The 24,640-nt window shown below is 29.0% G+C and carries 21 protein-coding genes; 4 read left to right on the top strand and 17 right to left on the bottom strand.

Annotated elements, in window-relative coordinates; all coding sequences use genetic code 11:
- Positions 1-12 precede the first annotated feature (12 nt).
- From CKV72_RS09720 to rbsB, 6 genes are all read right to left on the bottom strand, one after another.
- A complete protein-coding gene (locus CKV72_RS09720; protein WP_089863599.1) occupies positions 13-837 on the bottom strand; it encodes an ABC transporter permease in 825 nt (274 codons plus the stop codon).
- Between the two features lie 4 nt (positions 838-841).
- On the bottom strand, positions 842-2,026 hold the full coding sequence (proV, locus tag CKV72_RS09725) for a glycine betaine/L-proline ABC transporter ATP-binding protein ProV (protein WP_089863598.1): 1,185 nt from the start codon (positions 2,024-2,026) through the stop codon (positions 842-844).
- A 257-nt stretch (positions 2,027-2,283) separates the two neighbouring features.
- On the bottom strand, positions 2,284-3,648 hold the full coding sequence (locus CKV72_RS09730; protein ID WP_095178162.1) for a peptidoglycan-binding domain-containing protein: 1,365 nt from the start codon (positions 3,646-3,648) through the stop codon (positions 2,284-2,286).
- Between the two features lie 65 nt (positions 3,649-3,713).
- On the bottom strand, positions 3,714-7,181 hold the full coding sequence (locus tag CKV72_RS09735; RefSeq protein WP_242955725.1) for a S8 family peptidase: 3,468 nt from the start codon (positions 7,179-7,181) through the stop codon (positions 3,714-3,716).
- 118 nt (positions 7,182-7,299) lie between these two features.
- Complete coding sequence (locus tag CKV72_RS09740; protein WP_089863594.1) at positions 7,300-8,298, bottom strand: LacI family DNA-binding transcriptional regulator; 999 nt, start codon at positions 8,296-8,298, stop codon at positions 7,300-7,302.
- Between the two features lie 74 nt (positions 8,299-8,372).
- Complete coding sequence (gene rbsB, locus CKV72_RS09745) at positions 8,373-9,293, bottom strand: ribose ABC transporter substrate-binding protein RbsB (RefSeq protein ID WP_095178163.1); 921 nt, start codon at positions 9,291-9,293, stop codon at positions 8,373-8,375.
- Positions 9,294-9,510: 217 nt separating this feature from the next.
- Here rbsB and CKV72_RS09750 point away from each other — a divergent pair, with 217 nt between their 5' ends.
- Entirely contained in the window at positions 9,511-11,022 is a 1,512-nt protein-coding gene (locus CKV72_RS09750; RefSeq protein WP_095177509.1) for a transposase, read from the top strand.
- A 190-nt stretch (positions 11,023-11,212) separates the two neighbouring features.
- Here CKV72_RS09750 and rbsC read toward each other — a convergent pair whose 3' ends face one another.
- Genes rbsC through rbsK form a run of 4 tightly spaced genes read right to left on the bottom strand, consistent with a single transcriptional unit; the run spans position 11,213 to position 15,020 of the window.
- Positions 11,213-12,148 (bottom strand): ribose ABC transporter permease, encoded by a 936-nt coding sequence (gene rbsC, locus CKV72_RS09755; protein WP_089863590.1) that lies wholly within the window; start codon positions 12,146-12,148, stop codon positions 11,213-11,215.
- A gap of 27 nt (positions 12,149-12,175) precedes the next feature.
- On the bottom strand, positions 12,176-13,693 hold the full coding sequence (locus CKV72_RS09760) for a sugar ABC transporter ATP-binding protein (RefSeq protein WP_089863588.1): 1,518 nt from the start codon (positions 13,691-13,693) through the stop codon (positions 12,176-12,178).
- On the bottom strand, positions 13,693-14,088 hold the full coding sequence (rbsD, locus tag CKV72_RS09765) for a D-ribose pyranase (protein WP_089863586.1): 396 nt from the start codon (positions 14,086-14,088) through the stop codon (positions 13,693-13,695). The genes CKV72_RS09760 and rbsD overlap by 1 nt, the downstream gene beginning before the upstream one ends.
- Before the next feature lie 2 nt (positions 14,089-14,090).
- The gene (gene rbsK, locus CKV72_RS09770; RefSeq protein ID WP_089863584.1) at positions 14,091-15,020 is read right to left on the bottom strand and encodes a ribokinase; all 930 of its coding nucleotides are present in this window, start codon (positions 15,018-15,020) and stop codon (positions 14,091-14,093) included.
- Between the two features lie 242 nt (positions 15,021-15,262).
- Here rbsK and safA point away from each other — a divergent pair, with 242 nt between their 5' ends.
- Complete coding sequence (gene safA, locus CKV72_RS09775) at positions 15,263-15,874, top strand: SafA/ExsA family spore coat assembly protein (protein ID WP_095178164.1); 612 nt, start codon at positions 15,263-15,265, stop codon at positions 15,872-15,874.
- A gap of 66 nt (positions 15,875-15,940) precedes the next feature.
- On the opposite strand, the gene CKV72_RS09780 is transcribed toward safA, so the two are convergent.
- The 5 genes from CKV72_RS09780 to thrC all read right to left on the bottom strand — a co-directional run bounded on the left by CKV72_RS09780 (position 15,941) and on the right by thrC (position 21,717).
- Positions 15,941-16,438: a metallophosphoesterase family protein gene (locus tag CKV72_RS09780; protein ID WP_089863580.1), complete on the bottom strand. Its 498-nt coding sequence runs from the start codon at positions 16,436-16,438 to the stop codon at positions 15,941-15,943.
- A gap of 251 nt (positions 16,439-16,689) precedes the next feature.
- Positions 16,690-17,982: a homoserine dehydrogenase gene (locus CKV72_RS09785; RefSeq protein ID WP_089863578.1), complete on the bottom strand. Its 1,293-nt coding sequence runs from the start codon at positions 17,980-17,982 to the stop codon at positions 16,690-16,692.
- Positions 17,983-18,005: 23 nt separating this feature from the next.
- Complete coding sequence (locus CKV72_RS09790) at positions 18,006-19,325, bottom strand: aspartate kinase (protein ID WP_089863576.1); 1,320 nt, start codon at positions 19,323-19,325, stop codon at positions 18,006-18,008.
- A 16-nt stretch (positions 19,326-19,341) separates the two neighbouring features.
- Positions 19,342-20,229, bottom strand: a complete 888-nt coding sequence (gene thrB, locus CKV72_RS09795; protein WP_089863574.1) for a homoserine kinase — start codon at positions 20,227-20,229, stop codon at positions 19,342-19,344.
- Positions 20,230-20,238: 9 nt separating this feature from the next.
- Complete coding sequence (gene thrC, locus CKV72_RS09800; protein WP_095178397.1) at positions 20,239-21,717, bottom strand: threonine synthase; 1,479 nt, start codon at positions 21,715-21,717, stop codon at positions 20,239-20,241.
- A gap of 154 nt (positions 21,718-21,871) precedes the next feature.
- Here thrC and CKV72_RS09805 point away from each other — a divergent pair, with 154 nt between their 5' ends.
- Entirely contained in the window at positions 21,872-22,285 is a 414-nt protein-coding gene (locus CKV72_RS09805; RefSeq protein WP_089863571.1) for a bacteriohemerythrin, read from the top strand.
- A 48-nt stretch (positions 22,286-22,333) separates the two neighbouring features.
- On the opposite strand, the gene CKV72_RS09810 is transcribed toward CKV72_RS09805, so the two are convergent.
- Together CKV72_RS09810 and CKV72_RS09815 are read right to left on the bottom strand one after the other, a co-directional pair.
- Positions 22,334-22,735 carry an HNH endonuclease signature motif containing protein gene (locus CKV72_RS09810; protein ID WP_089863569.1) on the bottom strand — a complete coding sequence of 134 codons (402 nt, stop codon included), beginning with the start codon at positions 22,733-22,735 and terminating at the stop codon, positions 22,334-22,336.
- A 170-nt stretch (positions 22,736-22,905) separates the two neighbouring features.
- Positions 22,906-23,814, bottom strand: coding sequence for a metal ABC transporter solute-binding protein, Zn/Mn family (locus CKV72_RS09815; RefSeq protein ID WP_095178165.1), 909 nt, complete (start codon positions 23,812-23,814; stop codon positions 22,906-22,908).
- Positions 23,815-23,964: 150 nt separating this feature from the next.
- On the opposite strand from CKV72_RS09815, the gene CKV72_RS09820 reads away from it, so the two are divergent.
- Positions 23,965-24,624, top strand: coding sequence for a metal ABC transporter ATP-binding protein (locus CKV72_RS09820; RefSeq protein ID WP_089863565.1), 660 nt, complete (start codon positions 23,965-23,967; stop codon positions 24,622-24,624).
- Positions 24,625-24,640: the final 16 nt, after the last annotated feature.

The following is a 24,640-nucleotide window of genomic DNA, read 5'->3' on the forward strand; positions in this document are numbered from 1 at the left end:
AAATCCTCCTTATTATCTATTGCTTGAAAGTGCTTGAGTCATCCTATCTAATATCATAGCCAATATAACTACTGCAAGACCACTTTCAAAACCTTGACCTATTTTTAATTGGGTTATACCTTGGTAAACCTCTCTACCTAATCCTCCTGCTCCTATCATTGCTGAAACAACAACCATTGATAATGCAAGCATTATAGTTTGATTAACACCTGCTAATATAGTAGGTAAAGCTATAGGTAGTTGTACTTTATATAGCATTTGTTTAGGTGTAGAACCAAAGGATTTTGCAGCTTCTACCACTTCCTCCGGAACTTGTCTTATTCCTAAATTAGTTAATCTCACAGCAGGAGGCATTGAGAATATAACAGTAGCTATTGCTCCTGGTACTTTTCCCATACCAAAAAACAATACTGCTGGTATTAAGTATACAAAAGCTGGCATTGTCTGCATAAAATCTAAAATGGGTCTTAATATTTTATTAGCTTTTTCACTTCTTGCAGACATAATACCAAATGGCACCCCTATCAATAATGCTATTAAGGCTGAAACTAAAACCAATGATAGTGTTTGCATAGTCTGACTCCATAATTGCATAGAATCTATAAAAAATAATCCTACAAAGGTGAAAACAGCTACCTTTTTATCTGCTAATTTGTATGCTAATAAAGCAAATAATATAATAACCACTATGCTAGGTGGAAACATAAGTATATTTTCCAATCCTTTTATAAGTGTTTCATGAATAATTTTTATTAAATTAAAGAACGGTTCTATATTAGCTTTTAGCCATTCAACGATAAATTCAAAAAAAGGTCCTACATGAAATTTAAAAAACATATAATTAATTCTCCTTTCCTAATATTCCTCCGATTATAGTAGATCTTTTTATTATTCCTAAAAGTTTATCATCTTGACCTACCACAGCTAAAGGATACCTAGAATCTTTAGCCATAGATAATAAATCTGATATAGGAGTTTCTGGAGAAACAATGGGTATATCTCTATCTATTATTTCATCTACTTGTCGTATATTCTTTTGTGCTAAATCCAAGGCATCTTCTATTTTTATTATTCCCCTAAGTTTTCTATTTTTATCAACTACATATAAGCTAGATATTTCTTCTTCTTGCATAAATCTAACTGCAACTTTAGGTCCATCCTTATGTGTTAATATTGGATTTGGATTTTTCATTATTGAAGATGCTGTAAGAACTTTAGTTCTATCCACACCTTCTACGAAATTTCTAACATAATCACTAGCTGGGTTAGTTAAAATATCCTCAGATGTTCCAATTTGTTCAATTACTCCATCTTTCATAATAGCTATCCTATCTCCTAATTTTAAAGCTTCATCTAAATCATGAGTTATAAAAATTATAGTTTTTTGCATTTTTGACTGAAGTTGAAGTAACTCATCTTGCATCTCTTTACGTATTAGTGGATCTAATGCACTAAATGCCTCATCCATTAATAATATATCTGGATCTGTTGCCAATGCTCTTGCAAGGCCTACTCTTTGCTGCATTCCTCCACTTAATTCATCTGGTTTACTATTCGCATAATTTTCCAATCCCACTAATTTTAAAGATTCAATTGCTTTTTCTTTTCTGATTTTTTCATCTATCCCCTGTACTTCTAACCCATATTCCACATTATCTAATATGGTCCTATGTGGAAATAAAGCAAAATTTTGAAATACCATAGCTATTTTTTTTCTTCTTATCTCCATAAGATCTTTATCATTACATTTGGCAATATCCTTTCCATCAATATAAATTGCACCTGATGTAGGTTCTATCAATCTATTTAAACATCTTATTAATGTAGACTTTCCACTTCCAGAAAGCCCCATAATAACAAAAAACTCTCCATCTTCCACTTCGAAATTTACATTATTTACCCCTACACTACAACCTGTGTTTTTAAGTATTTCTTCTTTACTTTGTCCTTTTTCTATTAATTCAAATGCTTTTTGAGTATTATTTCCAAATACCTTATATACATTTTCAACTTTAATTTTTGTCATATTGACCTCCTAAATTTGGATATTAAATCTATTGATATAAAAAAACAAACAACTTTAATTTTTACTATGAGTTGTTTGTTTCGCAACAATCTCATTGTAACATAGAAGTTGTTACTATGTCAAATTACTCATAACGCCTATGTTTTAGTAGTTTAATTAACTTATTCATAATTTATTAAACCTTTATTAATAGAAACTTAATAAATATTCCTCGTAAAAATTAAAATAACTACAAGGGAAATTCCCTTGTAGTTATTTTACACATCTTTGGGGTAAATTATATATAATTTTCTATAATCTTTTGTATTATTGCTTGGTGGAACAAATATTCCTTTTTTATCATTTAAAACTTCTTTATTAAATTTTTCATAGCTTCTTGCCATTCTCAATTCTGCTATACCTGTAACTCCTACATATACATCGGAAATTTTATACCATGTTGCATAATCTACATTCCCTGTTTGTGGTAGTGAAAATACACTTTGAAAAACTTTCACTGAATTTTGTGTATTAGTACCATATATGCTATCCACAGCCATCTTTGGAATGGCTGGATAGTTATCAGCTATTCTATTCAAATAGATTTGTATAGTTCTAACGTCTCTGCCTCTATTTCCTACAGTTAATGTATATCCAGGCCAAGATTTTGGTATTCCATTAACTTCTTTAGCTGTAACCAAATCTAAATTACTGCCATAAAAAGATGTTAATATTTCATAAGGAGTTTTTCCCTCATCTCCTAAATACTTACTACCCCATTGAGTCATCCATCCAGGACATTTAACTTTTACTCCATCACAATATTGAGAAAGCAATGGTTGTTTGGCTCCTGGTCTTTTCATATATGTTGAAAAGATATCATCTACTACCCTACTTATATTATCATATATATTTCTACCATAATTAAAAGCATGATCATATGCAGTAGAACTAGTTATATCAAAAGGTTTTCCCTTTGCTCTATACCATTCTGTATATATTCTATTTAAAGTAAAAGAAATTATTGCATATACATTTGATCTAATTGTATTTTCAGACCAAGTAGAAAATATTTCACAACAAGCTACATTTTTAACATAATCTTTGTATCTAACAGTATAATTAGGTGCAGCATTGTCCTCTGGTACTCCTTGATGTACTACTATATATTCTGGAATTACTGGTTCTTGTAATACCACGAATCCACTGCTTGGAGATGGTAACACCTTCTCTGGGCTCTCTGGAATTTTAGGTGGATAGTTTCCCACTATAGTATTTGGTTCTACATTTATTATTTCTTCGGCTTGTCTTGTGGGTGTACTAGTTTCCATTCTACACTCTTGATAGGCTACTCTATCTGGATATATTTGACATCCTTTTATTATCATTGGTGTAAATCCACTTGCTTCAACTTTTAAATCCACTAAGCTATAAGGTAAATTGGGATTTGGAGATTGTGAATATTCCATAGGTGGTGCATTTAATTCTAATTCCTTAGTTAATCCTGATGAATCTGTTAATTCACTTCTTTCTATTTTGTTTTGATCCATATCTCCTGACTGTACTATAGTTACTTTCGTGTTTTCTATAGGAATATAACTATCTTCCTTCCAAACCTGTACTTTTAAAGCTCCTTTTGCCATTTAATTTTAACTCCTAAACATTATTATCATTTTATAATATGAATTATATGCAAGTTTCGTAACTATTATTTCATAATAAATTTAGGTATTCTAACAAACACATTTCTTTTATTATTAAATTTACTTCTTACATTTTCAAATACTCCTCTTAAATTTAATATTCCATATCCCCACTCTGGATTAGGATATATATCACTCTTTCTTCTAGTAGCTCCTCTTATAAAGTATGTTTTTAATTTTACAGCATATAAAGTAGGATCATTTCCATCTACTATTCCCCATTGAAACATCAATGCGCAGGCTCCTGCATATATTGCAGAAGCAGCACTACTTCCGCTTACAGTTACAACATTTCCACTAGTATCTATAGTCTTTATATTTAATCCACCCGTTGTTACATCTGGTACAACTCTTCCATCTCTAGTATATCCTCTAGAGGATTCTCCTAATATTGAATTATTATTTTGATCATAAAATGAAGTAGATAAAATATTTCTACTTGGTGATGGCATTTGTATTGTAGTATAAGGAGTTGAATTTAAAAATTTTGTTTCTTTGTCTATTATAGGTTCTTGTGGCAACCAAGCATCATATCTTCCATTTACAATTAAATCCCCTATAAGATTAAATCTCCATATACCTTCTCTTATATTTTCTATTTTTACAAGTATTAATTCATCTCCTGTTAATTCTTCTGGAAGATAATATTCTACAAATACCTTACTACCTTCAAAAACTAAATCTATTTCTTCTTTTTCTTTTATTTTAGCAGGTATTTTTTCTATAATTTCTCCTGCAGGAGATGTTATTCCAATAGATACCTTATCAGGTTTCTTACACCAAATTTCAAAGGTGAGATCCTTTTCAAAAGGTCCTACTTTTAACTCTATGGTCTTTATATCACCACTTTTTTCTAAGGTTCCTGAAGTATGAGTAGAGCTTTCTCCTTGATTGCCAGTTCCTGTTACTACTGCAAGACCTCTTATGTTAGAAATGCTATCTATATATCTTTCCAATATTGTATTTCCGTCATGCGGTCCTCCATTACTTCCCAAAGGAACATATATAACCATTGGCTTATTAAGCTCTTTTCCAACATTGTATAGATATTTTATTGCTGTTGTAATAGATACCGTATCATATAGTGGGTCTTTTATAAAATTATGACCTATTTGTTCAATCTTCTCCTCTTCATTCATAGGTCTTAACTTTACCACTACAAATTCACAATCTGGTGCTGCCCCTTTAACTTCTGGTTTTTTACCTTTTGCACCTATTACTCCAGCCATTTTAGTACCATGACCAATAGTATCTTTTAATGGTACTATGTCATAGGGATTTTTATTCTCTAACTTTGATTTTATTGCATTATTTATATCTGCTTTATAATATTCTGTACCATAAGGAATGCCTTTAGGATTAGGTCCCTTATTATCTGTTTGATCCCACATTCTTTCAATTCTTGTGGTGTTGTCTTCATTTATAAATTCAGTATTTAAATAGTCTATTCCAGTATCCAATATTCCTACCAATACTCCCCTGCCGGTTAAATTTAAATACGGATATTCATGGAATTCATTTATATGTGAAGTCTCTTTTGGATCTATATCTGTTAAACTAAATATATAGTTCATCTCTATATAAACTATTTCTTTTAAAGTTTTTTCTATTTGTTCCTCTTTACCATCTTGTACTATTAGCACGGCATAATCTTCATCTAATATAAATACATCTGCATAATCTATGTCCTTCATTTTATTTACAATATCACCATCATATTCAATTAAATATCTATTGTATTTAATGTTTTCATTTTGTCTTATTTTTCTCATAACACTCCCGCTTTCTCTCCCTATTCTTAATATATTAAAAGCATCTTGGGCACAAATTTCCCCATATCCCCAAGTTTCGTTGGGATAGTTTAAAGCTGGTCTATTTCTTCTTGCCCCTTTAAGAAGATAATATTTTAATCTATCACCATATAAAAAAGGATCCTTTCCTTGTACAATTCCCCATTGCACAAAAAGAGCACATATACCTGCAACTTCAGGTGCTGCCATAGATGTACCAGATTTTGTATCAAATCCTCCTCTAGGAACTGAGGATAATATTTCTTCTCCTGGCGCTACTATATCTGGTTTTATATACTCTTTTTCATATAAACTGCCTCTTCCAGAAAAACTTGATATAGTATTAGTTAAGTAATTATAACTACCTACAGATATTACATTTTCAACAGTGGCTGGAATGCCTAAAGTATTGTATATATTGGGTTCTAAAAATTTAGTATTTGGATTTAAAGATTCACTTATTGGCATCCATATATCATAATTACCCTTATATTTATCTTTACAACTTATATTTAGCTTCCATATTCCTGATAAAATAAAATCTTCCTCTGAAAGTATTGTTATTATTATTTCTCCATTCATGTTATATGGTTTAGGCCCTGTATTATAAATATAAAATTTATCACCACCAATACTACCTTCCTTATATCCTTCATTTAAAATTATCCTACCTGATGTATTTGACGCAGGATTTATTACTTCTATAATAAAATTATTTATTATTTCTTTATAAATTTGTAGTATTATTCCTCTTTCTCCTTGAGAAATATTGATAGGAATACTTTGTTCTTCTTTTACAATTCCCCCTACATGATGTGCCCTATCTCCTTCATTACCAGCAGCCACTACAAAAGATATAGGCTCAAGTCTGCATACAGTATTTATATATTGTTCAAATAGGCTGCTGCCCTTATGTGAACCATCATTTGTACTAAAGCTTAAATTTATAACTAAAGGTTTTTTCAATTCTTTACTTTTTTCTATTAAAAATTTTATACCTCTCATTATTAACGTATCTTTTGAATAATTTATATTTCCTCTAGCGGTTATCTTTACCATAGCTATACTGCTTTTATATGCAGGTCCATATAGATTTTTATTTATGTTTCCTCCAGCACAAGCTATACCTGCTACATGGGTTCCATGTCCTACTGTATCTACTTCATTTACAATACTTAAAGGGTTATTAGATTTTAAAGCCCTATTAATGTCCTCTTTGCTCCAAACCCTTCCCCCTTCAGAATAATCCTTTATATATTCTATTCTAGTATTACCTTCTTCATCTATAAAAGCTGGATGAGTGTAATCAATACCTGAATCTATAAATCCTATTAAAACCCCTTCTCCATTTAATCCGTATATTTCATTTAATGGAATTACACAGGATGCTCTATTACTTCCTAAGTCACTTGTGTAAACAGCTTTAGGTAACTCAACATATTGTATTCCAGGTATTATTGATATCTTTTCTATATCCTCTATATTTAGAGTTACTATTCCAAAATTATATCCTAAATCTTCAAAAATTCCTCCTAAATTTTCTATAGAAACTCTTATATTTTCAGGTGGTAAATTATATATAACTGTTAATTCAACCTTTCCCCTTAAAATTTCTTCATTCTGAGATAGTTGGGCTAATTTATTTAAAATTGTAGAAGGAACATTACTTAACAGGTTTAACAATCCATTTGACTCTATTTCAATCGCTCCTTAATACATACTTTCATAATTATAATATGTTTAAATATAAATACATTGACTAAAAATAAAAAACCTTCATATAAAACATGAAGGTTTTTAGCTATACAGTTTTTCTAACTATAAGTTCTGTATCAAAGAATATTTGTCTTTTTATTTTTTCATCTCCGTTTATTACAGCTATGAGCATTTTACATGCCTCTTTCCCCATAGAATATATAGGTTGTGCTATAGTAGTAAGTTCTGGTTCTATGTACTTAGAGATATTTATATTATCAAATCCCATAATGGCTATATCTTTTGGTATTTTATATCCATTTTTTAAAAGTACTTTAATACCTCCAAAAGCCATCATATCATTGCTATAAAATATAGCTTCAATATTTGGATTTTCTTTAATTATTTCTTCTGTAACTTCTATACCGCTTTCTATGGTAAAGTCTCCTTCATAAACATAAGATTCCTTATATAAATTATGTAATTCCATTACCTCTTTATATCCATTAAATCTCTCTTTTGTATTTTCTAATCTTTTAGGACCTTTTACAAAGGCAATTTTCTTTATATTTTTGTTTAATAAATAATTCATGCCATTAATTACACCTTTTTTATTTAGTGAATATATTCCATAACTATTTTTGTCTGTTTTTATAGGCCTATCTACCATTACAAATTTCACATTATTTTTCTTTAACATCTCTATGCTCTTAGTACTTTCTCCACCAGAAATAAATATAATTCCATCTACTGCTTTACTTAACAAAAGCCTTGTGTATTTCTCTTCCTTTATTTCTTCATTATCTGTATTGCAAAATATAACATTATGTCCTAAAGAATTTGCTACGTCTTCTATTGCTCGTGCCATTTCTGAAAAATATGGATTTGTGATATCTGGAAGAATTATTCCTATAGTTCCTGATTTTTTAGTACTTAAACTTCTAGCTAAAGAATTAGGTATGTAATTTAATTCTTCTGCTATATCTAATATTTTTTTTCTTGTTTCTTTACTTATTCCACTATCTCTGTTATTTATAACCATTGAAACAGTAGTTTTTGAAACATTAGCTATTTTTGCTATATCCATCATTGTAACTTTTCTCATTGTTATCCCTCTAACAAATATAATTTTATAAAATCCAGGATCAAGTAACCCTGGATTTTATTATATCATTAAATTTATTTTTTTATAAGTTTCAATTCTACAGGTATTTCTTTCTCTACTGATTCACCTTTGGCGATTTTAACTGCATTTTCTATTGCAATGCTACCCATTAAATCTGGTTGTTGTGCAACTGTAGCAGTTAATTCTCCACTTTCAACAGCTTTTACTGCCTCATCATTTCCATCAAATCCAACAATAGTAACTTTTTTCCCAGCTAATGCCTTAGCTGCCCCTAAAGCCATTTCATCATTATGACAGAATACAGCATCAAAATCTGGAGTAGCTTGCATTATATTTTCCATTACACTTAGACCTTTTTGTCTATCAAAATCTGCTGGTTGACTAGCAACTACCTTTATACCATCTTTTCCTGATATTCCATGGTGGAAGCCCTTTCCTCTATCTCTTGCTGCAGATGTACCTGGTTGTCCTTGTATTTCAACTATATTTCCTTTTTCACCTAACTTTTCTAATATGAATTCTGCTGCCATCTTACCTCCAGCTACATTGTCTGAAGCAATATGAGAAACTACTTCTCCTTTATTTGAATTTCTATCCACTGTAACTACAGGAATTTTACTATCATTAGCTACTTGTATAGCATTACCAACTGCATCACTATCAGTAGGATTTATAATTATAACTTCTGCACCCTTTTGTACTAAATCTTCTACATTTGATCTTTCAGTAGCTCCATCATCTCTAGAATCTAATACTAAAAGTTCATATCCTAATTCTTTTGCTTTCTTTTCTGCTCCTTCTTTCATAGATACAAAGAATGGATTATTTAATGTAGATATTACCATCCCTATTTTTTTACTTTCTCCAGTTTTAGCATTATCTTTTTCATCACTATTTCCACATCCTGCAAAACCAGCTGCCATCATAACCCCTGTTAAAACTAATGACAATAATTTTAATTTTCTTTTTTTCATTTTTTATTTTCCTCCTCTTTTATTAAAAATATATTCGGAAACCCTTAGGCCTCCATTTATCTTAATCCCGAAGGGTGTCAATTTTAACTTCCCCCCAGAATTTTAAACAAAATATCAAAAAAACTTATATTTTTTCCAAAATCACTTGACAAAGTTTGTAAAATTTGTAGCCTCGCACTATAGAAACTATTTACAAAATATTGCGAGGTGATTTTTTATGTTAGGTTATTGGCGTAGCCATTGTGATTACCAAAGTCTTCTTTTGTCAAGCATTAGTGAACTTTATAAAACTGATCCCACTATCGTGGAATACTACTCATCAAGTATTGAAAAACTATATAATTTAAATCTTGATGATATAAAACCATTAATTAGAGAAACATATTCTCTAACTGGTAAACCTTCAAACCAGCAACCGGAACTCTTCAGATCATTTATATTAATGTCTGACTTAGGTTTTCATAGTCTACAAAAATGGATTAAGCACTTACGTGCACATGATATACTTTGCACCATCATTGGTGTTGAAAAATCTAATGTACCAGGATTAGGTACTCATTATGATTTCATATCGAGATTTTGGGGTATGAGCCCTAAGGCTGAAAAATCAGCCAAGGACTCACTTCATTCTTTTACTTCCAAGCCCCACAAAAAACTTGGCAAGAATGAAAAACTACCACCAAAACATCCTGGTGTTATTAAAAATTTAGTTGAACAGGCTCTTAAAGGACGAACTGTCGAAACTCGCCCTGAAAAGCTATTTCAACAAATTTTTGCTAAGTTAGCTATTGAGCCTTCCGCTAAACTCGGTCTCCTTGGTAATACTCAAAAACTTGATATATCAGGAGATGGTACCTGTCTTGAAACTGGCGGTAGCTCATTAGGCATTAAGACCTGTGATTGCATTAAAAAAGGTATTTTTAACTGCAAATGTAATAGAAGATTCTCTGACCCTGACGCTAGACGCGGTTGGGACAGTTACCACGAAAAATGGTATTATGGTCATTGCCTATATTTTCTTAGTGTCTATAATCCTAAACTTAAAAAGGATCTTCCTATATATTTTAGGATGGTACAAGCGCAGCGTTATGATGGTGTTACTGCAATTTTTGCACTTTCAGAAGTTAGAAAGATGTATCCTCAATTTAACTTTGATAAGTTCATCGCAGATGCTGCTCATGATAACTATCCTACGTATAAGCTTCTTAATGAATGGAATATAAAAGCTGTTATATCCCTTAATCCAAAGGGTGAAGGTAAAAATAAATATGAACCACCAATTGGATATACTAAGGACGGTATTCCCATCTGCAAATGCAACCAACCAATGGTATATGATTGGTACGATAAAGGCAGAAGTAGAATTAAATATAGATGTCCTTTAGTAAAAGGTAAAATTAAAGAATGTCCTCATAAGGAAGAATGTTCTCCTAGTGCCTACGGCCGTGTAATATACGTAAAGCCAAGTGATGACTTACGTTTATTTACTGCTATACCTAGAAACTCTGACCTTTGGAAACAAATAATGAAAAAGAGAACTTCTTCAGAGCGAGTAAATAAAAGAATACTTGAAGACTACAACATGGAACAAACCCACTGCCGTGGTAAAAAACGTTGGTCTTGGTGGACATTAATCCATAGCATCAATATTCATTTGGATGCTCAACTATCTGTTTCTAAAACTAACCTATTAGACATTATAAAATTAACTGCAAACAAAGCATGCTAGTCTAGATAATTGTTAAATTTTAAGAAAATTCACCTATCGGTGAGTTAGCTTTGCTATACTCTTTTTTAAAATAAAGTTAAATAAAAACAGTAATATAACAAATGCTCCGCACTAAAATAATATTAAAGCCATTTTGGAGCCAATTGGAAATTAGTTTCCGAATTCACTCATTAAATATTTATATTTAAATTTATTTCTTGCTTTTTTTATCTATTAAAACAGCTAAAAGTATTACTAAACCCTTTACAATGGATTGATAATAAGCAGATACACCTGCTAAGTTTAATCCATTATTTAAAACTCCTATTATCATAGCACCTATTATAGTTCCAACAACTGTTCCTTCTCCACCGGCTAAACTAGTTCCTCCAAGTACTACCGCTGCTATGGCATCTAATTCAAAACCAAGACCCGCATTAGGAGAAGCTGATCCTACCCTACTAGTTGTAATTACGCCACTTAAAGCAGCTGTTATGCCACATATTACATACACAAGCGTTTTAATTTTATCTGTATTTATTCCTGATAATCTAGCTGAATCTTCATTTCCTCCAAGAGCATAAACATATCTTCCATATCTAGTTTGACTTAAAATATACCATGCTATAATAAGTACTACTATAGTTATTATAGCAGGAACTGGTATATACCCCAGTATTTTTTTATTTCCTATTAACATAAACTTATCAGATAATCCTGATATTGGCGTACCATTTGTGTATACCATGGTAACTCCTCTAAATATAGTCATAGTTGCTAAAGTTACTATAAAAGCTTGTATCTTTCCTTTAGCTACTACAACTCCGTTCATTAGACCAATTATAGCTCCAATTATTAAAGCTACAATTATAGATAAAAATATACTATTAGTTGCTCTAATTATGCTAGCAGAAATAGCACCAGATATAGCTAATGTTGATCCTACAGATAAATCAATACCTCCAGTTAGAATTACAAAAGACATTCCTATAGCTAATATGGCATTAACAGATACTTGAGTAAATACATTCATTATATTAGATACATTTAAAAATCTCGGAGTTAATATAGAAATTATTACGCATAATAGTATCAAGCCAAATAAAGATTTAAACTTTAAAAGAAATTCTTTCATATCGTTATTCATTTTGTTTTTCTTCATCCCCTTACATTTCTAATTTAAAGAAGCTACTGCATATTTCATAATCTTTTCTTGAGTTGCTTCTTCTCTTGATAATTCTCCTGCCAGATTTCCTTCACTCATAACTAATATTCTATCACTTATGCCTAATACCTCTGGCATGTCAGAAGATATCATAATTACAGCTTTACCTAAACTTTTAATTTCATTTAAAACCTCATATATTTCTTTTTTAGCACCTACATCTATTCCTCTTGTAGGTTCATCTATTATTAAAATACTTGGGGAAATCATAATCCATTTTGCTATAATAGCTTTTTGTTGATTACCTCCACTTAGGTTCTTTATTATCTGATCTGCTGAAGGTGTTTTTACAGATAATTTTTTTATATACTCATCTACTTCTTTTAATTCCTTTTCTTTATCTATTTTCTTCATACTATTTTCATATTTTTTTAAATTACAAAGACTTATATTATTACCTACAGACATATTTAAAATAAGTCCTTCCTTTTTTCTGTCTTCCGATAAATAAGCTATACCATTTTCTATAGCTTGTTTAGGAGAATTTATATTAACTTTTTTATCATTTACATATATTTCTCCACTGGTTTTCTTATACTCTCCAAATATAGTCTTAGCTAATTCTGTTCTTCCAGATCCCATAAGTCCTGCTAATCCTAATATTTCTCCTGCCCTTACTTGAAAGGAGACATTTTTTACTTTATCTTTATATGATAGATTATTTACTTCTAGTAATGTATCTCCTTTATCAACTTTTTTATATGGAAATTGTTCTTCTAATTTTCTTCCAACCATCATAGTTATTAAATCATCTTTTGTTGTATCTTCTACCTTAACTTCTCCTACATATTTACCATCTCTTAATACATTTACTCTATCGCATATTTGGAATATTTCATCTAACCTATGTGATATATATATTATAGAAATTCCTTCAGATTTTAATTTATTTATAACTTTAAAAAGCCTTTCTGTTTCTACTTCAGTTAAAGCAGTGGTAGGTTCATCCATTATTATTAGTTTGGATTTTTTAGAAATAGCTTTAATGATTTCTATCATTTGCATTTCACCTATGCTTATATCCTTAACTAAAGTATCCTCATCTGTTGTAAATCCTATAGTAGATAATAATTTTTTACTTTCCGATCTCATATAATCCTTATCAAGTTTATTAAAAATCCCATTATATTTTTCATTGCCTAAAAATATATTCTCATATATCTTTAAATTTGGAAGTAAACTTAATTCCTGATGTATTATAGATATCCCTAATTTTTCTGCTTGCTTTATACCATTTATATCAACTTCTTCTTCATTTATAAAAATACTTCCTTTATCTTTTGTATATACACCACTTAATATTTTCATCAATGTAGATTTACCTGCTCCATTTTCCCCCAAAAGAGCTAATACTTCTCCCTCATATACTTTAAGTTCCACATTATCTAATGCTTGTACACCAGAAAAAGCCTTGGAAATTCCTTTCATCTCTAAAAAAGGTTTCTTTTCTAATTTATCTTTTTCCATTAGAAAATCACTCCTGATTTTAATATTATATTTGCATAGGGTGTTTGTTCTCCTGTCCTTATAACAGCTTTACAATCCTTCAAATTATTTTTTAATTCTTCATGAGATATGAATATTATTTTTTTATCTCCTAATTGTTTTTTTATTTCTTTAAAAATTTCTGGACTTACCTCTTTAGTTTCATTAGCTATTTGTACTTCTTCTACTTCAAGCTCCATCATTACACTTTTTAAAGTATCCATAAAAGTTGGAATATTTTTTATTAATGCTAAATCTATTCTTTTAGTTCCTTCAGGTATAGGCAATCCACAATCTCCTATAGCTAAAGAATCTGTATGTCCCATTTTAGATATTACATGGGATATTTCACTATTTAAAATTCCTACTTTTTTCATATTTAACCCTCCTTAAAAACTTCTTCAACTTCTTTTAAATATGGTATGGAGGACTGAGCTCCTTCTTTTTGTACTACTATAGATGATACTTTATTCCCATAAAGTACACCTTCTTTTATATTATCAAAATTTAATTCACTATCTCCTAATTTATGCGCTAAAGCACCTATAAAGCTATCTCCTGCTGCTGTAGTATCTACAGCATTTACTTTATAAGCTGGCACTATTTCAAATTTATCTTTGGATACAATTGCTGCTCCTTTTTCTCCAAGAGTAATAACTACGAATTTCACTCCATTCTCCAAGAAAAACTTTGCAGATTCTCTCATATCTTTTTCATCTTTTATTTCTACTTTTGTAATTTCAAAAGCCTCTGTTTCATTTGGAACAATAATATCTGTATTTTCCAAAAGAGCCTTAGTTATTTTTTTTGCAGGAGCTGGATTTAATATGGTAGTTACTCCTAAACTTTTAGCTAATTTAAAACTTTCCTCTGATACATCCATAGGGGTTTCAAATTGTGTTATTAGAATATCTGAATCTTTTATCGCTTTTTCATACTTATATATATCTTCTTTTTCTAAAGACATATTTGCACCTGATACAACTATTATAGAATTATCTCCTTTTTTATCCACAGTAATTATTGCCATACCCGTTGGCTCTTCTTTATCTTTTAATATGTACTCAACATTTATGTCATCGTTTTCAATATTCCTATATAAAATGTCGCCATTATCATCTTTTCCTACTTTTCCAATCATATAAACTTTGGATCCTAATCTAGATGCTGCCACTGCTTGATTAGCTCCTTTTCCACCAGCAACTTTATCTAAAGACCTCGCCAATAAAGTTTCTCCAACTTTAGCCATTCTATCTACTTTTAACACTATATCCATATTTATACTTCCTAAAACAGCAATTTTTGACAACATAAATCCCCCTTTCTTCGTTAAACCGGTTTACTAACCCGGTTTAACAATATTATATAGAGTTTTATTATAGCTGTCAACAGTTGACTATACTATTTATATGTATATTCAGAATTTTAAATTAGTATTTACTTGCTATAAATGAATTTATAGTAACTAAATACATATTAAACACATTATCTCAATATTTGATCATTGTTCACGAAAAAAATTTATGTAATACTTAATATCGAGGTGATTTTATGCTAAAAAAAATAATTATACCATTGGGATTAACATTAGCTTTAACATTTCCATTATCAGCAAAAGCTCAAGGTACATATACTATTCAAAAGGGTGATAGCCTTTGGAAAATAGCAGTAAAAAATGAAATTGGATTGGACGAGCTAATAAGTGCTAATCCTCAGCTAAAAAATCCTAGTCTAATTTACCCCGGTGAAAAAATATCTATTCCAAATTTAGATGAAATGAAATCTATGGAAAAAGAAGTTATAAAACTAGTCAATATTGAAAGAGCTAATAATGGTTTGGCTCCATTAAAGGAAAATTGGGAACTTTCTAGGGTAGCAAGATATAAATCTAGTGACATGATAACTAAAAATTATTTTTCTCATACATCCCCTACTTATGGATCTCCTTTTAAAATGATAAACTCCTTTGGATTAAAGTTCTCATCTGCAGGAGAAAATATTGCTATGGGTCAAAGAACCCCACAGGAAGTTGTACAAGCTTGGATGAATTCCCCAGGACATAGAAGTAATATTTTAAATAAAAACTTTACAGAAATTGGAGTAGGTTTGGCTAAAGATGCTAATGGTAATCCATATTGGACACAAATGTTTATAAGACCTTAATATAAATTATAAAAAGAGGGCTAAAACCTAAAATTTTGGCCCTCTTCTTTGTTTTATGTTTCAAATTTATTTTTTCTTAAACAATACCATTTTAGCTTCAATTCTTCTTTTGTGTAATTCTAGTAAAACATAAGAATACCATCGTTCTTTTAATTTTCTCATAGGAGAACCTGGATTTATCATTAAAATCTTATTTCTTGTCTTTATAATAGGTTGATGACTATGTCCAAAAATAATAATATCCACTTTATCATCTTTAAATTCATCATAAGCTCTATCTAAAGCATTTTTACCGCTGCCATGCCCATGAAATATTCCAATTTTATATCCATTTATCCTTATTATATCTTTTATAGGTAAGGTATTTTTCACATCTTTGCTATCATTGTTTCCATAAACTCCTATAAATTTCTTCTTACTTCTTATCCTCTTTATGACTTCTAAAGAATTAAAATCTCCCACATGAATGATTGTATCTACATCATAAAAATAATCATTTAATATTTTATCTATATTTTCAACTTTTTTTGTTATATGAGTATCTGATATAATCCCTATTTTCATTAGCTCACCTTCTTTATTTTAGTAATAGTTAACAATTTAATACTTATAAATTATGTTTATATTATTATATTTTAACTTCCTAAATCAGTTAATTTGTAGATCAAACAATTTTTATATAAATAAAAGTTTTTCTGAGTGCAACTAAGGAAAATATCCTCAATTATTCATTGTTCATTAAAAAAGGGGCTGTCGCACTAAGAAATTTACATACAATATATTGTAGTATTTATTCTTAATACGACAGCTCTTTTTTATATCATTCCTAAATTTTCTATTCTTATTATATTATCTACTTTTAAAACATCATTAAGTTCACTTATTTTTTTAATAGCTTTTTGTACATCTCCCTCATTTGTTCTATGAGTTACAAATACTAAAGAAACATGTTCTTGTCTTTTACCTTTTTGTATTACGGAAAGTAAACTTACATTATTTTCTCCTAATATAGTTGTAATTTCTCCTAAAACTCCTGGTTTGTCCCCTACTGTAATCCTTATATAATATTCACTTCTTACTTTACTCATATCTTTTACATTTTTTGAGACCTTATCACATTGAATAAAATGATTTTCTTCTCTTTCTTTATTTCTTATTACTGAAATTATGTCTCCAACTACTGCACTACCTGTTGGCAATTCTCCAGCACCTCTTCCATAGAGCATAAGATCTCCTACCGCATTTCCTTTTATAAAAATAGCATTAAAAGAATCATTTACATTTGCAAGGGGATGAACTGCTGGAACCATAGTTGGATGTACTCTTAATTCCAGCTCTCCAAACTCTTCTTTTATTATAGCTAATAATTTTATAACATATCCAAATTCTTCTGCATATTTAATGTCTATAGGCTCTATCTTTGTTATTCCTTCTCTGTACACCGATTTTATATCTACAAATGAGTCAAATCCTAAAGAAGTTAAAATACATAATTTATATACTGCATCAAAGGCCTCTATATCAGAAGTAGGATCTGCTTCTGCATAGCCCTTTTGTTGTGCTTCTTTTAAAGCTTCATCAAAACTTAATCCCTCTAAAGTCATTTTTGTTAATATATAGTTTGTTGTACCATTAATTATTCCTATTACTTCATTTATTTTATTAGCAGTTAAACTTTCTGTTAAACCATGAATAACAGGAATTCCCCCACCTACACTAGCTTCATAGTAGAATAATACTCCGTTGTCTTTAGCTATTTGAGATAATTCTCTACCTTTCATGGCTAATACCATTTTATTTGCAGTAATTACATGTTTTCCTTTTTTCATAGCCTTTACCATATACTCAAAGGATGGCTCTACCCCTCCCATTACCTCAACTATTATATCTATGCTAGGATCTTCTAATATATAATCTACATTTGTAGTTATTATGCTTTCAGGTACATCTACATCTCTTTTTTTATTAGCATCCTTTACTAATATTTTCCCTATTTCTATATTGTATCCAGCTCTTGTCTTTATTATGTCTTTATTCATTTGAAGTATATTCCATACTCCCTTACCTACATTACCTAATCCCAATAATCCTATTTTTATAACCTTCATAATTAAGTGCCCTCTTTCCTAGATTATTTTGTAAATTCAGCATATATAGCTCTTATAGCCTTTTCAAAATCCTCATTTTCTACTCCTACAATTATATTTATCTCACTTGATCCCTGAATTATCATTCTAATATTAACTTTTTCTCTGGCCAATGCATCAAATATCTTTGCTGACATACCTACAGTTCTGAGCATTCCTTTTCCAACTACAGCAACTAAAGCCATATCAGGATAAACCTCTACAGAATCAGGTTTACATTTTATTTCTATTTCTTGAAGTATACTATCTAACTTACCGTTTAATTGACTTTTAGATATTACCAATGATACTGCATCAACACCCGAAGGCATGTGCTCAAAAGACACATCATTTTCTTCTAAAATTGAAAGTACTTTTCTACAATATCCTTGTTCTACATTCATCATATTTTTTTCTATAGCAATAACAACAAAATCTTTTTTTCCCGCTACACCTGTTATATTTCCAGCATAGCTAGCTGGCTTTAAGTCATCAATTATAAGTGTTCCTTTATCTTCTGGTCTATTAGTATTTTTAATATTTATTGGAATTCCTGCACTTCTTACAGGGAAAACAGCTTCTTCATGTAGTACAGTTGCCCCCATATAGGCTAACTCTCTAAGTTCTCTGTAAGTAATTCTTTCTATATTTCTAGGATTTTCTACAATATTAGGGTCTACCATTAAAAATCCAGATACATCTGTCCAATTCTCATACAACTGTGCATTTACACCCCTAGCAATAATAGCACCTGTTACATCAGATCCACCTCTTGAAAAAGTCTTTATATCTCCATTAGGCAAAGACCCATAAAATCCAGGAATAACAGCTTTTTCTATATTTTTTAACTTTTTAGACACTGCCTCTTGAGTTTTCTCCCCATCAAAGACTCCATTTCTTCTAAAAAATATAATTTCTGCTGGATCTACAAACTCATAGCCTAAATAATCTGAAAGAATTAATCCATTTAAGTATTCCCCTCTACTAGCTGTATAGTCTGCTGTAGCTCCATTCTTTATATTTTTCTTTATATTTTTTAGTTCAATGTCTATATCTATACTTACTTCTAATTCCTTTGCAAGTTCTTTATATCTTTTTTCTATAATATTAAATATATAGTCTATTTCAACATTTTGCTCCACATTTGCATGGCATAAATAAAGTAAATCAGTTATCTTTTGATCTTCTTTATATCTCTTTCCTGGAGCAGAAGGAACTACATATCTCCTTTTTTCATCTCCTAATACTATATTTTTAACTTTTTTAAATTGATTTACATCTGCTAAAGAACTTCCTCCAAATTTTGATACTATAATATTATTCATAATTAATTCCCCCATTCTATTTATCTATTACTATTGCTCCTTTATGATCTACCGATAATTTCCTTATATTCCATTTATGATTTAAATTACTCAGTTCACTATTAATTTTCATCATAAAATCTTCATTATTTTTATCTGTTAGAGCCATAATTGTGGGACCTGCCCCACTTAAAAAAGTTCCTAATGCCCCATTTTTTTTACACTTTTTTATTACATTATCGTAGTTTTCTATTAATGTTTTTCTATAAGGCTGATGAAGTCTATCTTCAAATGCTATTTTTAAATTTTCATGATTTCCACTTACTAAACTAGCAATCATTAAAGCAACTCTTCCTACATTAAATACTCCGTCCTTATAATCTATAGTTTTAGGAAGAACCTCTCTAGATTCTTTTGTAGATAGTACAAAGTCTGGAATTAATGCATAAAAGTTTATATTTTCATCTATGTTTATTTTGTCATGATATATTTTATTTTCATCCTTTACTACAACGGTCATACCTCCAAATATTGATGGTGCCACATTATCAGGATGACCTTCTATTTCCGTTGAAATTTCTAATATTTCTTCTTTAGATAGTTTATTACCTATGAATCCATTAGCTGCCATAACTCCACCAACTATACAAGAAGCACTACTACCTAATCCTCTAGATTCGGGAATATCTGACTCTATTTTAATCTTTAATCCTTTAATATTATATCCAAATTTATCAAATACTTTTTTCATAGAAACATAAAATAAATTCTTATCATTTCTATATTTTTCTTCACATCCTTCAATATAAAGTCCTTTTTCTGTTTCTTCCACATAAAATTTATTATATATATTTAAAGCTACTCCTAAAGAATCAAATCCAGGACCAAAATTAGCACTAGTTCCAGGTACTTTAATCTCTAACATTATTATCACCTATACTTCTAAAATTTCTTTTATAACATTTTTTATTTCTTCTTTTTCACACTTTTTATTGTGCCTTACTTTTTCTTTATAAAGTTTTTGTATGGCTTTAGGTACTGCAACCCCTGTATATTCAGATATTTTATTGATTAACTCAAAATCATTCAATTTTTCATCATTTATATTTAATGCCTTAGCTACATCTCTAGTAAATTTAAAAGGACTTGCTGTAGAAGCTATTATAGTTTTTCTTTTATCTCCTGTGTCCTTTTTATAGTCCTCATAAACTTTATAGGCTACTGCAGTATGAGTATCCATAAGATAGGAGTATTTATCATATACTTGTTTAAGAGTTCCATAAGTTTCTTCATCTGTTGCAAAACTTGAATAAAAACTGTTTAATCTTTCTAATTCATCTCTATCTAGTTTATATGTTCCACCATATTTTAATTTATCCATATATATTTTTACTTTTTCCTCATTACCATCACATATTTCATAAATCAATCTTTCTAAATTACTAGATAATAATATATCCATTGAAGGAGATGAGGTTACTTTAAATTCTCTATTTTTATTATAAATTCCTTTATTAAAAAATTCACAAAGTACATTATTTTCATTAGATGCACATATAAATTTATTTACTGGTATGCCCATTTTTTTACTATAATATGCTGCTAATATATTACCAAAATTACCTGTAGGTACTACTATATTAATTTCTTCTCCTTCCTCTATTTCTCCTTTTTTCAAAAGCCACATATATGAATAAACATAATAAACTATTTGAGGAATTAACCTTCCTATATTTATAGAATTAGCAGAAGAGAATATGTATCCTTTTTTCCCTATGGTTTTTTTAAATACTTCATCATTAAATATTTCTTTTATACTACTTTGTGCCTCATCAAAATTTCCATTCATACCTACAACATAAGTATTTTCCCCTTTTTGAGTAACCATCTGTTTTTTTTGTATTTGACTTACACCATTCTCTGGATAAAATACTATGATTTTTGTACCATCTATATTAGCAAATCCCTCTAAAGCCGCTTTACCCGTATCTCCAGAAGTAGCTGTTAATATAACAACTTCTTCTTCTACATTATTCTTTTTTAAAGCAGCTGTTAATAAATATGGTAATATTGATAGTGCCATGTCTTTAAATGCTAAAGTTGGACCATGATATAATTCCAAAAAATATATATTTTCTTTTTTTACTATAGGTACTATAGAATCACTTTCAAACTTTTTATCATATGCTCTTTCTACATATTGAAATAATTCTTGTTCTGAAAAATCAACAAGAAATTTATTTAATATATAAGTAGCTAATCTTTTATAATCAAAATCTTTTAACTTAGAAAAAGGTATATCTATTTTTGGAAAAAATGTTGGTACAAATAATCCACCCTTATCCGCTATACCTTGTACTATTGCTTTACTTGAATTTATATTTCTTTTTGATCTAGTGCTTTTATAGGACAATTTCAACTATATCACCTCTTATAATCTTTTATAATATGCTACAATGTTTGCTTGATAAAGTCAAGTGTATTTTATAAGAAAACAAATTTAACTTTTATAAAAATTATTTTTTATGTGTTATAATATTAATATATAAATTATAGGAGGGAATAATATGTTTAATTGGAAAGAAGAGTTTTCTTGTAATGTAAAAAGTATAGATACTCAGCACAAAAGATTATTTGAATTAGCTAATGAACTTTATGACTTACTTTCTTTAAAAGATGATTATGATAGATATGATGATATATTAAATACTTTATCTGAACTTCAAAGATATACCGTATATCATTTTAGTTATGAAGAAGATTTAATGAAAAGTGTAAATTATACTAACTTTGAAGCTCACAAAAAACAACATGATAATTTTGTAAAAAAAGTAACTAGCATAGATAAAGATTATATAGATGAAAATCAAAAAGAAGTGTTAAAGGATTTATTGCTCTTTATTGTAGATTGGATAGAAGGACATATATTAAAAGTTGATATGCAATATAAAAATCTATTTAATGAAAAAGGCATAAAATAACACAATCATAATAATGAAGCATGTACACTAAATGTACATGCTTCATTATTATCCTACTATCAATGGAATAAAATCATCATATTCCTCCAACATATAAGAACTATATATTTTTCCTCCCATTAATTTTAAAATTATATCTTCTTTTCTATATCCTTCTTTGTAAATCTTGTACCACTTAAACATTTTCTTTAATTTATTTTTATTTATATGAAGTAAAATTTCTAATTCACATATATTATAATAATCCTTTACTAAAATTTCTTTCAGTTTATTCTGCAATTCCAGCTTATACTTTATATCAACTTGGTAATTTTTATGTGGTCCTTCTTTTCCTCTATGATGCTCTGAACATAAATATTTATAATTTAGAGGATAATCTATTCCACCTTCGCATTTATTAACTATATGATGTACTTCGGCTCTTGCACCGCATACTTCACATTTAGCCAATAAGTTCACTCCTTTTTAACTTTTATAATCTTTCTACTTCTATTATACTATTTTTTTCATTACTTAAACACCTTATTTAGTGAATAACTAACAATGGATAACTATTCTTTAATATATAATATGTGGATAAAATTATAAAGTTACTTTTTTATAATTTTATCCACATATCTTTACTTTAAACTATTATAAACTTTATCAATATTTTCTTTCATAATTTCCAAATACTTTTTATCTTCTTTTTTATATTCTATTGTATCTATTACTTTTACTTCAGCTCCAACTTCCTTGGCTAAAGTTTCAGATACTTTGGGACTTACATTTTCCTCTAAAAATATAGTTTTTATATTCTTAGATTTACAGTAATCTACTAATTCCTTTAACTTTTTACTGCTTGGTTCTCCTTCTGCAAATACCCCTTCTACACTTCTTTGTTCTAATCCGAAATCTCTACAAAAATATGAAAAAGCTGAATGACCTGTTACAAAGCTCTTATTATCTAATTGTTCAAATTTATTTTTATAGCTATTAAGTAAATTATCTATTTCTTTCTCAAACTCTTTATAATTTTCTTCATAAAATTCTTTATTGCTTTCATCTAATTTAATTAATGATTCTTTTATATTAAATGCTTGTCTTTTAGCTGTAGTTAATCCTAACCATATATGAGGATCATTAGAATTACCATGATCATGATTGTCTTCTTCAATATTTATAGGTTCACAACCTTTAGATGAATCCACTATCAACATCTTATTATTTTCTATAGATTTTAAAGTTTTATCAACCCAGCCTTCCATTCCAAATCCATTGTATATAAAAAGGTCTCCTTCATTTAATTTCATAATATCTTTAGCTTTAGGTTCAAAATCATGCGGTTCGGTACCCTCTGGTATTATTACATTTACATCAACTTTGTCTTTACCTATGTAATCTACAAATTCTCTTAATGGATTAAAAGTTACTACAACTTTTATCTTATCTTTATTATTAGAAATTCCAACTTCATCTTTTTTACCACAACCAGAAATTATAATTATAGACAATGATATTATAAGAAATAATTTTAAAAACTTTTTCATTATTATACTTTCACTCCTTTTGCAAATCATTTGCATTTATATAATACAATTAAATCCATTCTTTGTCAAATATATTTATTTGTATTGCAAATCATTTGCAAATATGTATATAATATTAATTGTGCAGTTTTTATATTTTAGGAGGTTGTTATGATAAATATAAAGAATATGTATTTTTCCTATATTAATGATAATAATTACATATTAAAAGATATAAATTTAAATATTGTTAATGGAGGGTATTATTCCATTATAGGTGAAAATGGTAGTGGGAAAAGCACCCTAGTAAAACTTATGTTAAAATTACTTAATCCCTCTAAAGGGAGTATTTCCATAAATACAAATAAAATAGGATATGTACCTCAGAAATCAGACCATTTCAATTCTAAATTTCCTATAACCGTAAATGAAATATTCAAATGTCACTGTAAAACTTTAGGTTTAAAAAATTATAATTCATTAGAATCTTTACTAAAAGAATTAGATATAAGCAATCTTAAAGAAAGTCTAATTGGAAATTTGTCTGGTGGACAACAACAAAAAGTTTTTATCGCAAAAGCACTTATTGGTGACCCTGATTTATTGATATTAGACGAACCTTCAACAGGTGTAGATATGATTAGTCAAAAAAACATATATACTTTTTTAAAAAACTTAAATATTAAGAAACAAATGACCATTATTTCTATAGAACATAATTTAAAAGCAGCTTTTGAAAATTCATCTCATATTATTAAAGTTGAAAATTCCTCTGCTAGAATATATTCTATCAAAGATATTGGTTCTTTAAAGAATTTAAATAATATATAATATGATAGGAGGATGT

Origin of the sequence: Clostridium cochlearium (genome assembly GCF_900187165.1) — a bacterium.
Taxonomy (GTDB): Bacteria; Bacillota; Clostridia; order Clostridiales; family Clostridiaceae; genus Clostridium_G; species Clostridium_G cochlearium.

Bases quoted from the DNA above. Each gene is read 5' to 3' on its own strand.
- CKV72_RS09720 (WP_089863599.1), bottom strand. From the start codon at position 837: ATGTTTTTTAAATTTCATGTAGGACCTTTTTTTGAATTTATCGTTGAA.
- proV (WP_089863598.1), bottom strand. From the start codon at position 2,026: ATGACAAAAATTAAAGTTGAAAATGTATATAAGGTATTTGGAAATAAT.
- CKV72_RS09730 (WP_095178162.1), bottom strand. From the start codon at position 3,648: ATGGCAAAAGGAGCTTTAAAAGTACAGGTTTGGAAGGAAGATAGTTAT.
- CKV72_RS09740 (WP_089863594.1), bottom strand. From the start codon at position 8,298: ATGAGAAAAGTTACAATGATGGATATAGCAAAAATAGCTAATGTTTCA.
- rbsB (WP_095178163.1), bottom strand. From the start codon at position 9,293: ATGAAAAAAAGAAAATTAAAATTATTGTCATTAGTTTTAACAGGGGTT.
- CKV72_RS09750 (WP_095177509.1), top strand. From the start codon at position 9,511: ATGTTAGGTTATTGGCGTAGCCATTGTGATTACCAAAGTCTTCTTTTG.
- rbsC (WP_089863590.1), bottom strand. From the start codon at position 12,148: ATGAATAACGATATGAAAGAATTTCTTTTAAAGTTTAAATCTTTATTT.
- CKV72_RS09760 (WP_089863588.1), bottom strand. From the start codon at position 13,693: ATGGAAAAAGATAAATTAGAAAAGAAACCTTTTTTAGAGATGAAAGGA.
- rbsD (WP_089863586.1), bottom strand. From the start codon at position 14,088: ATGAAAAAAGTAGGAATTTTAAATAGTGAAATATCCCATGTAATATCT.
- safA (WP_095178164.1), top strand. From the start codon at position 15,263: ATGCTAAAAAAAATAATTATACCATTGGGATTAACATTAGCTTTAACA.
- CKV72_RS09780 (WP_089863580.1), bottom strand. From the start codon at position 16,438: ATGAAAATAGGGATTATATCAGATACTCATATAACAAAAAAAGTTGAA.
- CKV72_RS09785 (WP_089863578.1), bottom strand. From the start codon at position 17,982: ATGAAGGTTATAAAAATAGGATTATTGGGATTAGGTAATGTAGGTAAG.
- CKV72_RS09790 (WP_089863576.1), bottom strand. From the start codon at position 19,325: ATGAATAATATTATAGTATCAAAATTTGGAGGAAGTTCTTTAGCAGAT.
- thrB (WP_089863574.1), bottom strand. From the start codon at position 20,229: ATGTTAGAGATTAAAGTACCTGGAACTAGTGCTAATTTTGGTCCTGGA.
- CKV72_RS09805 (WP_089863571.1), top strand. From the start codon at position 21,872: ATGTTTAATTGGAAAGAAGAGTTTTCTTGTAATGTAAAAAGTATAGAT.
- CKV72_RS09815 (WP_095178165.1), bottom strand. From the start codon at position 23,814: ATGAAAAAGTTTTTAAAATTATTTCTTATAATATCATTGTCTATAATT.
- CKV72_RS09820 (WP_089863565.1), top strand. From the start codon at position 23,965: ATGATAAATATAAAGAATATGTATTTTTCCTATATTAATGATAATAAT.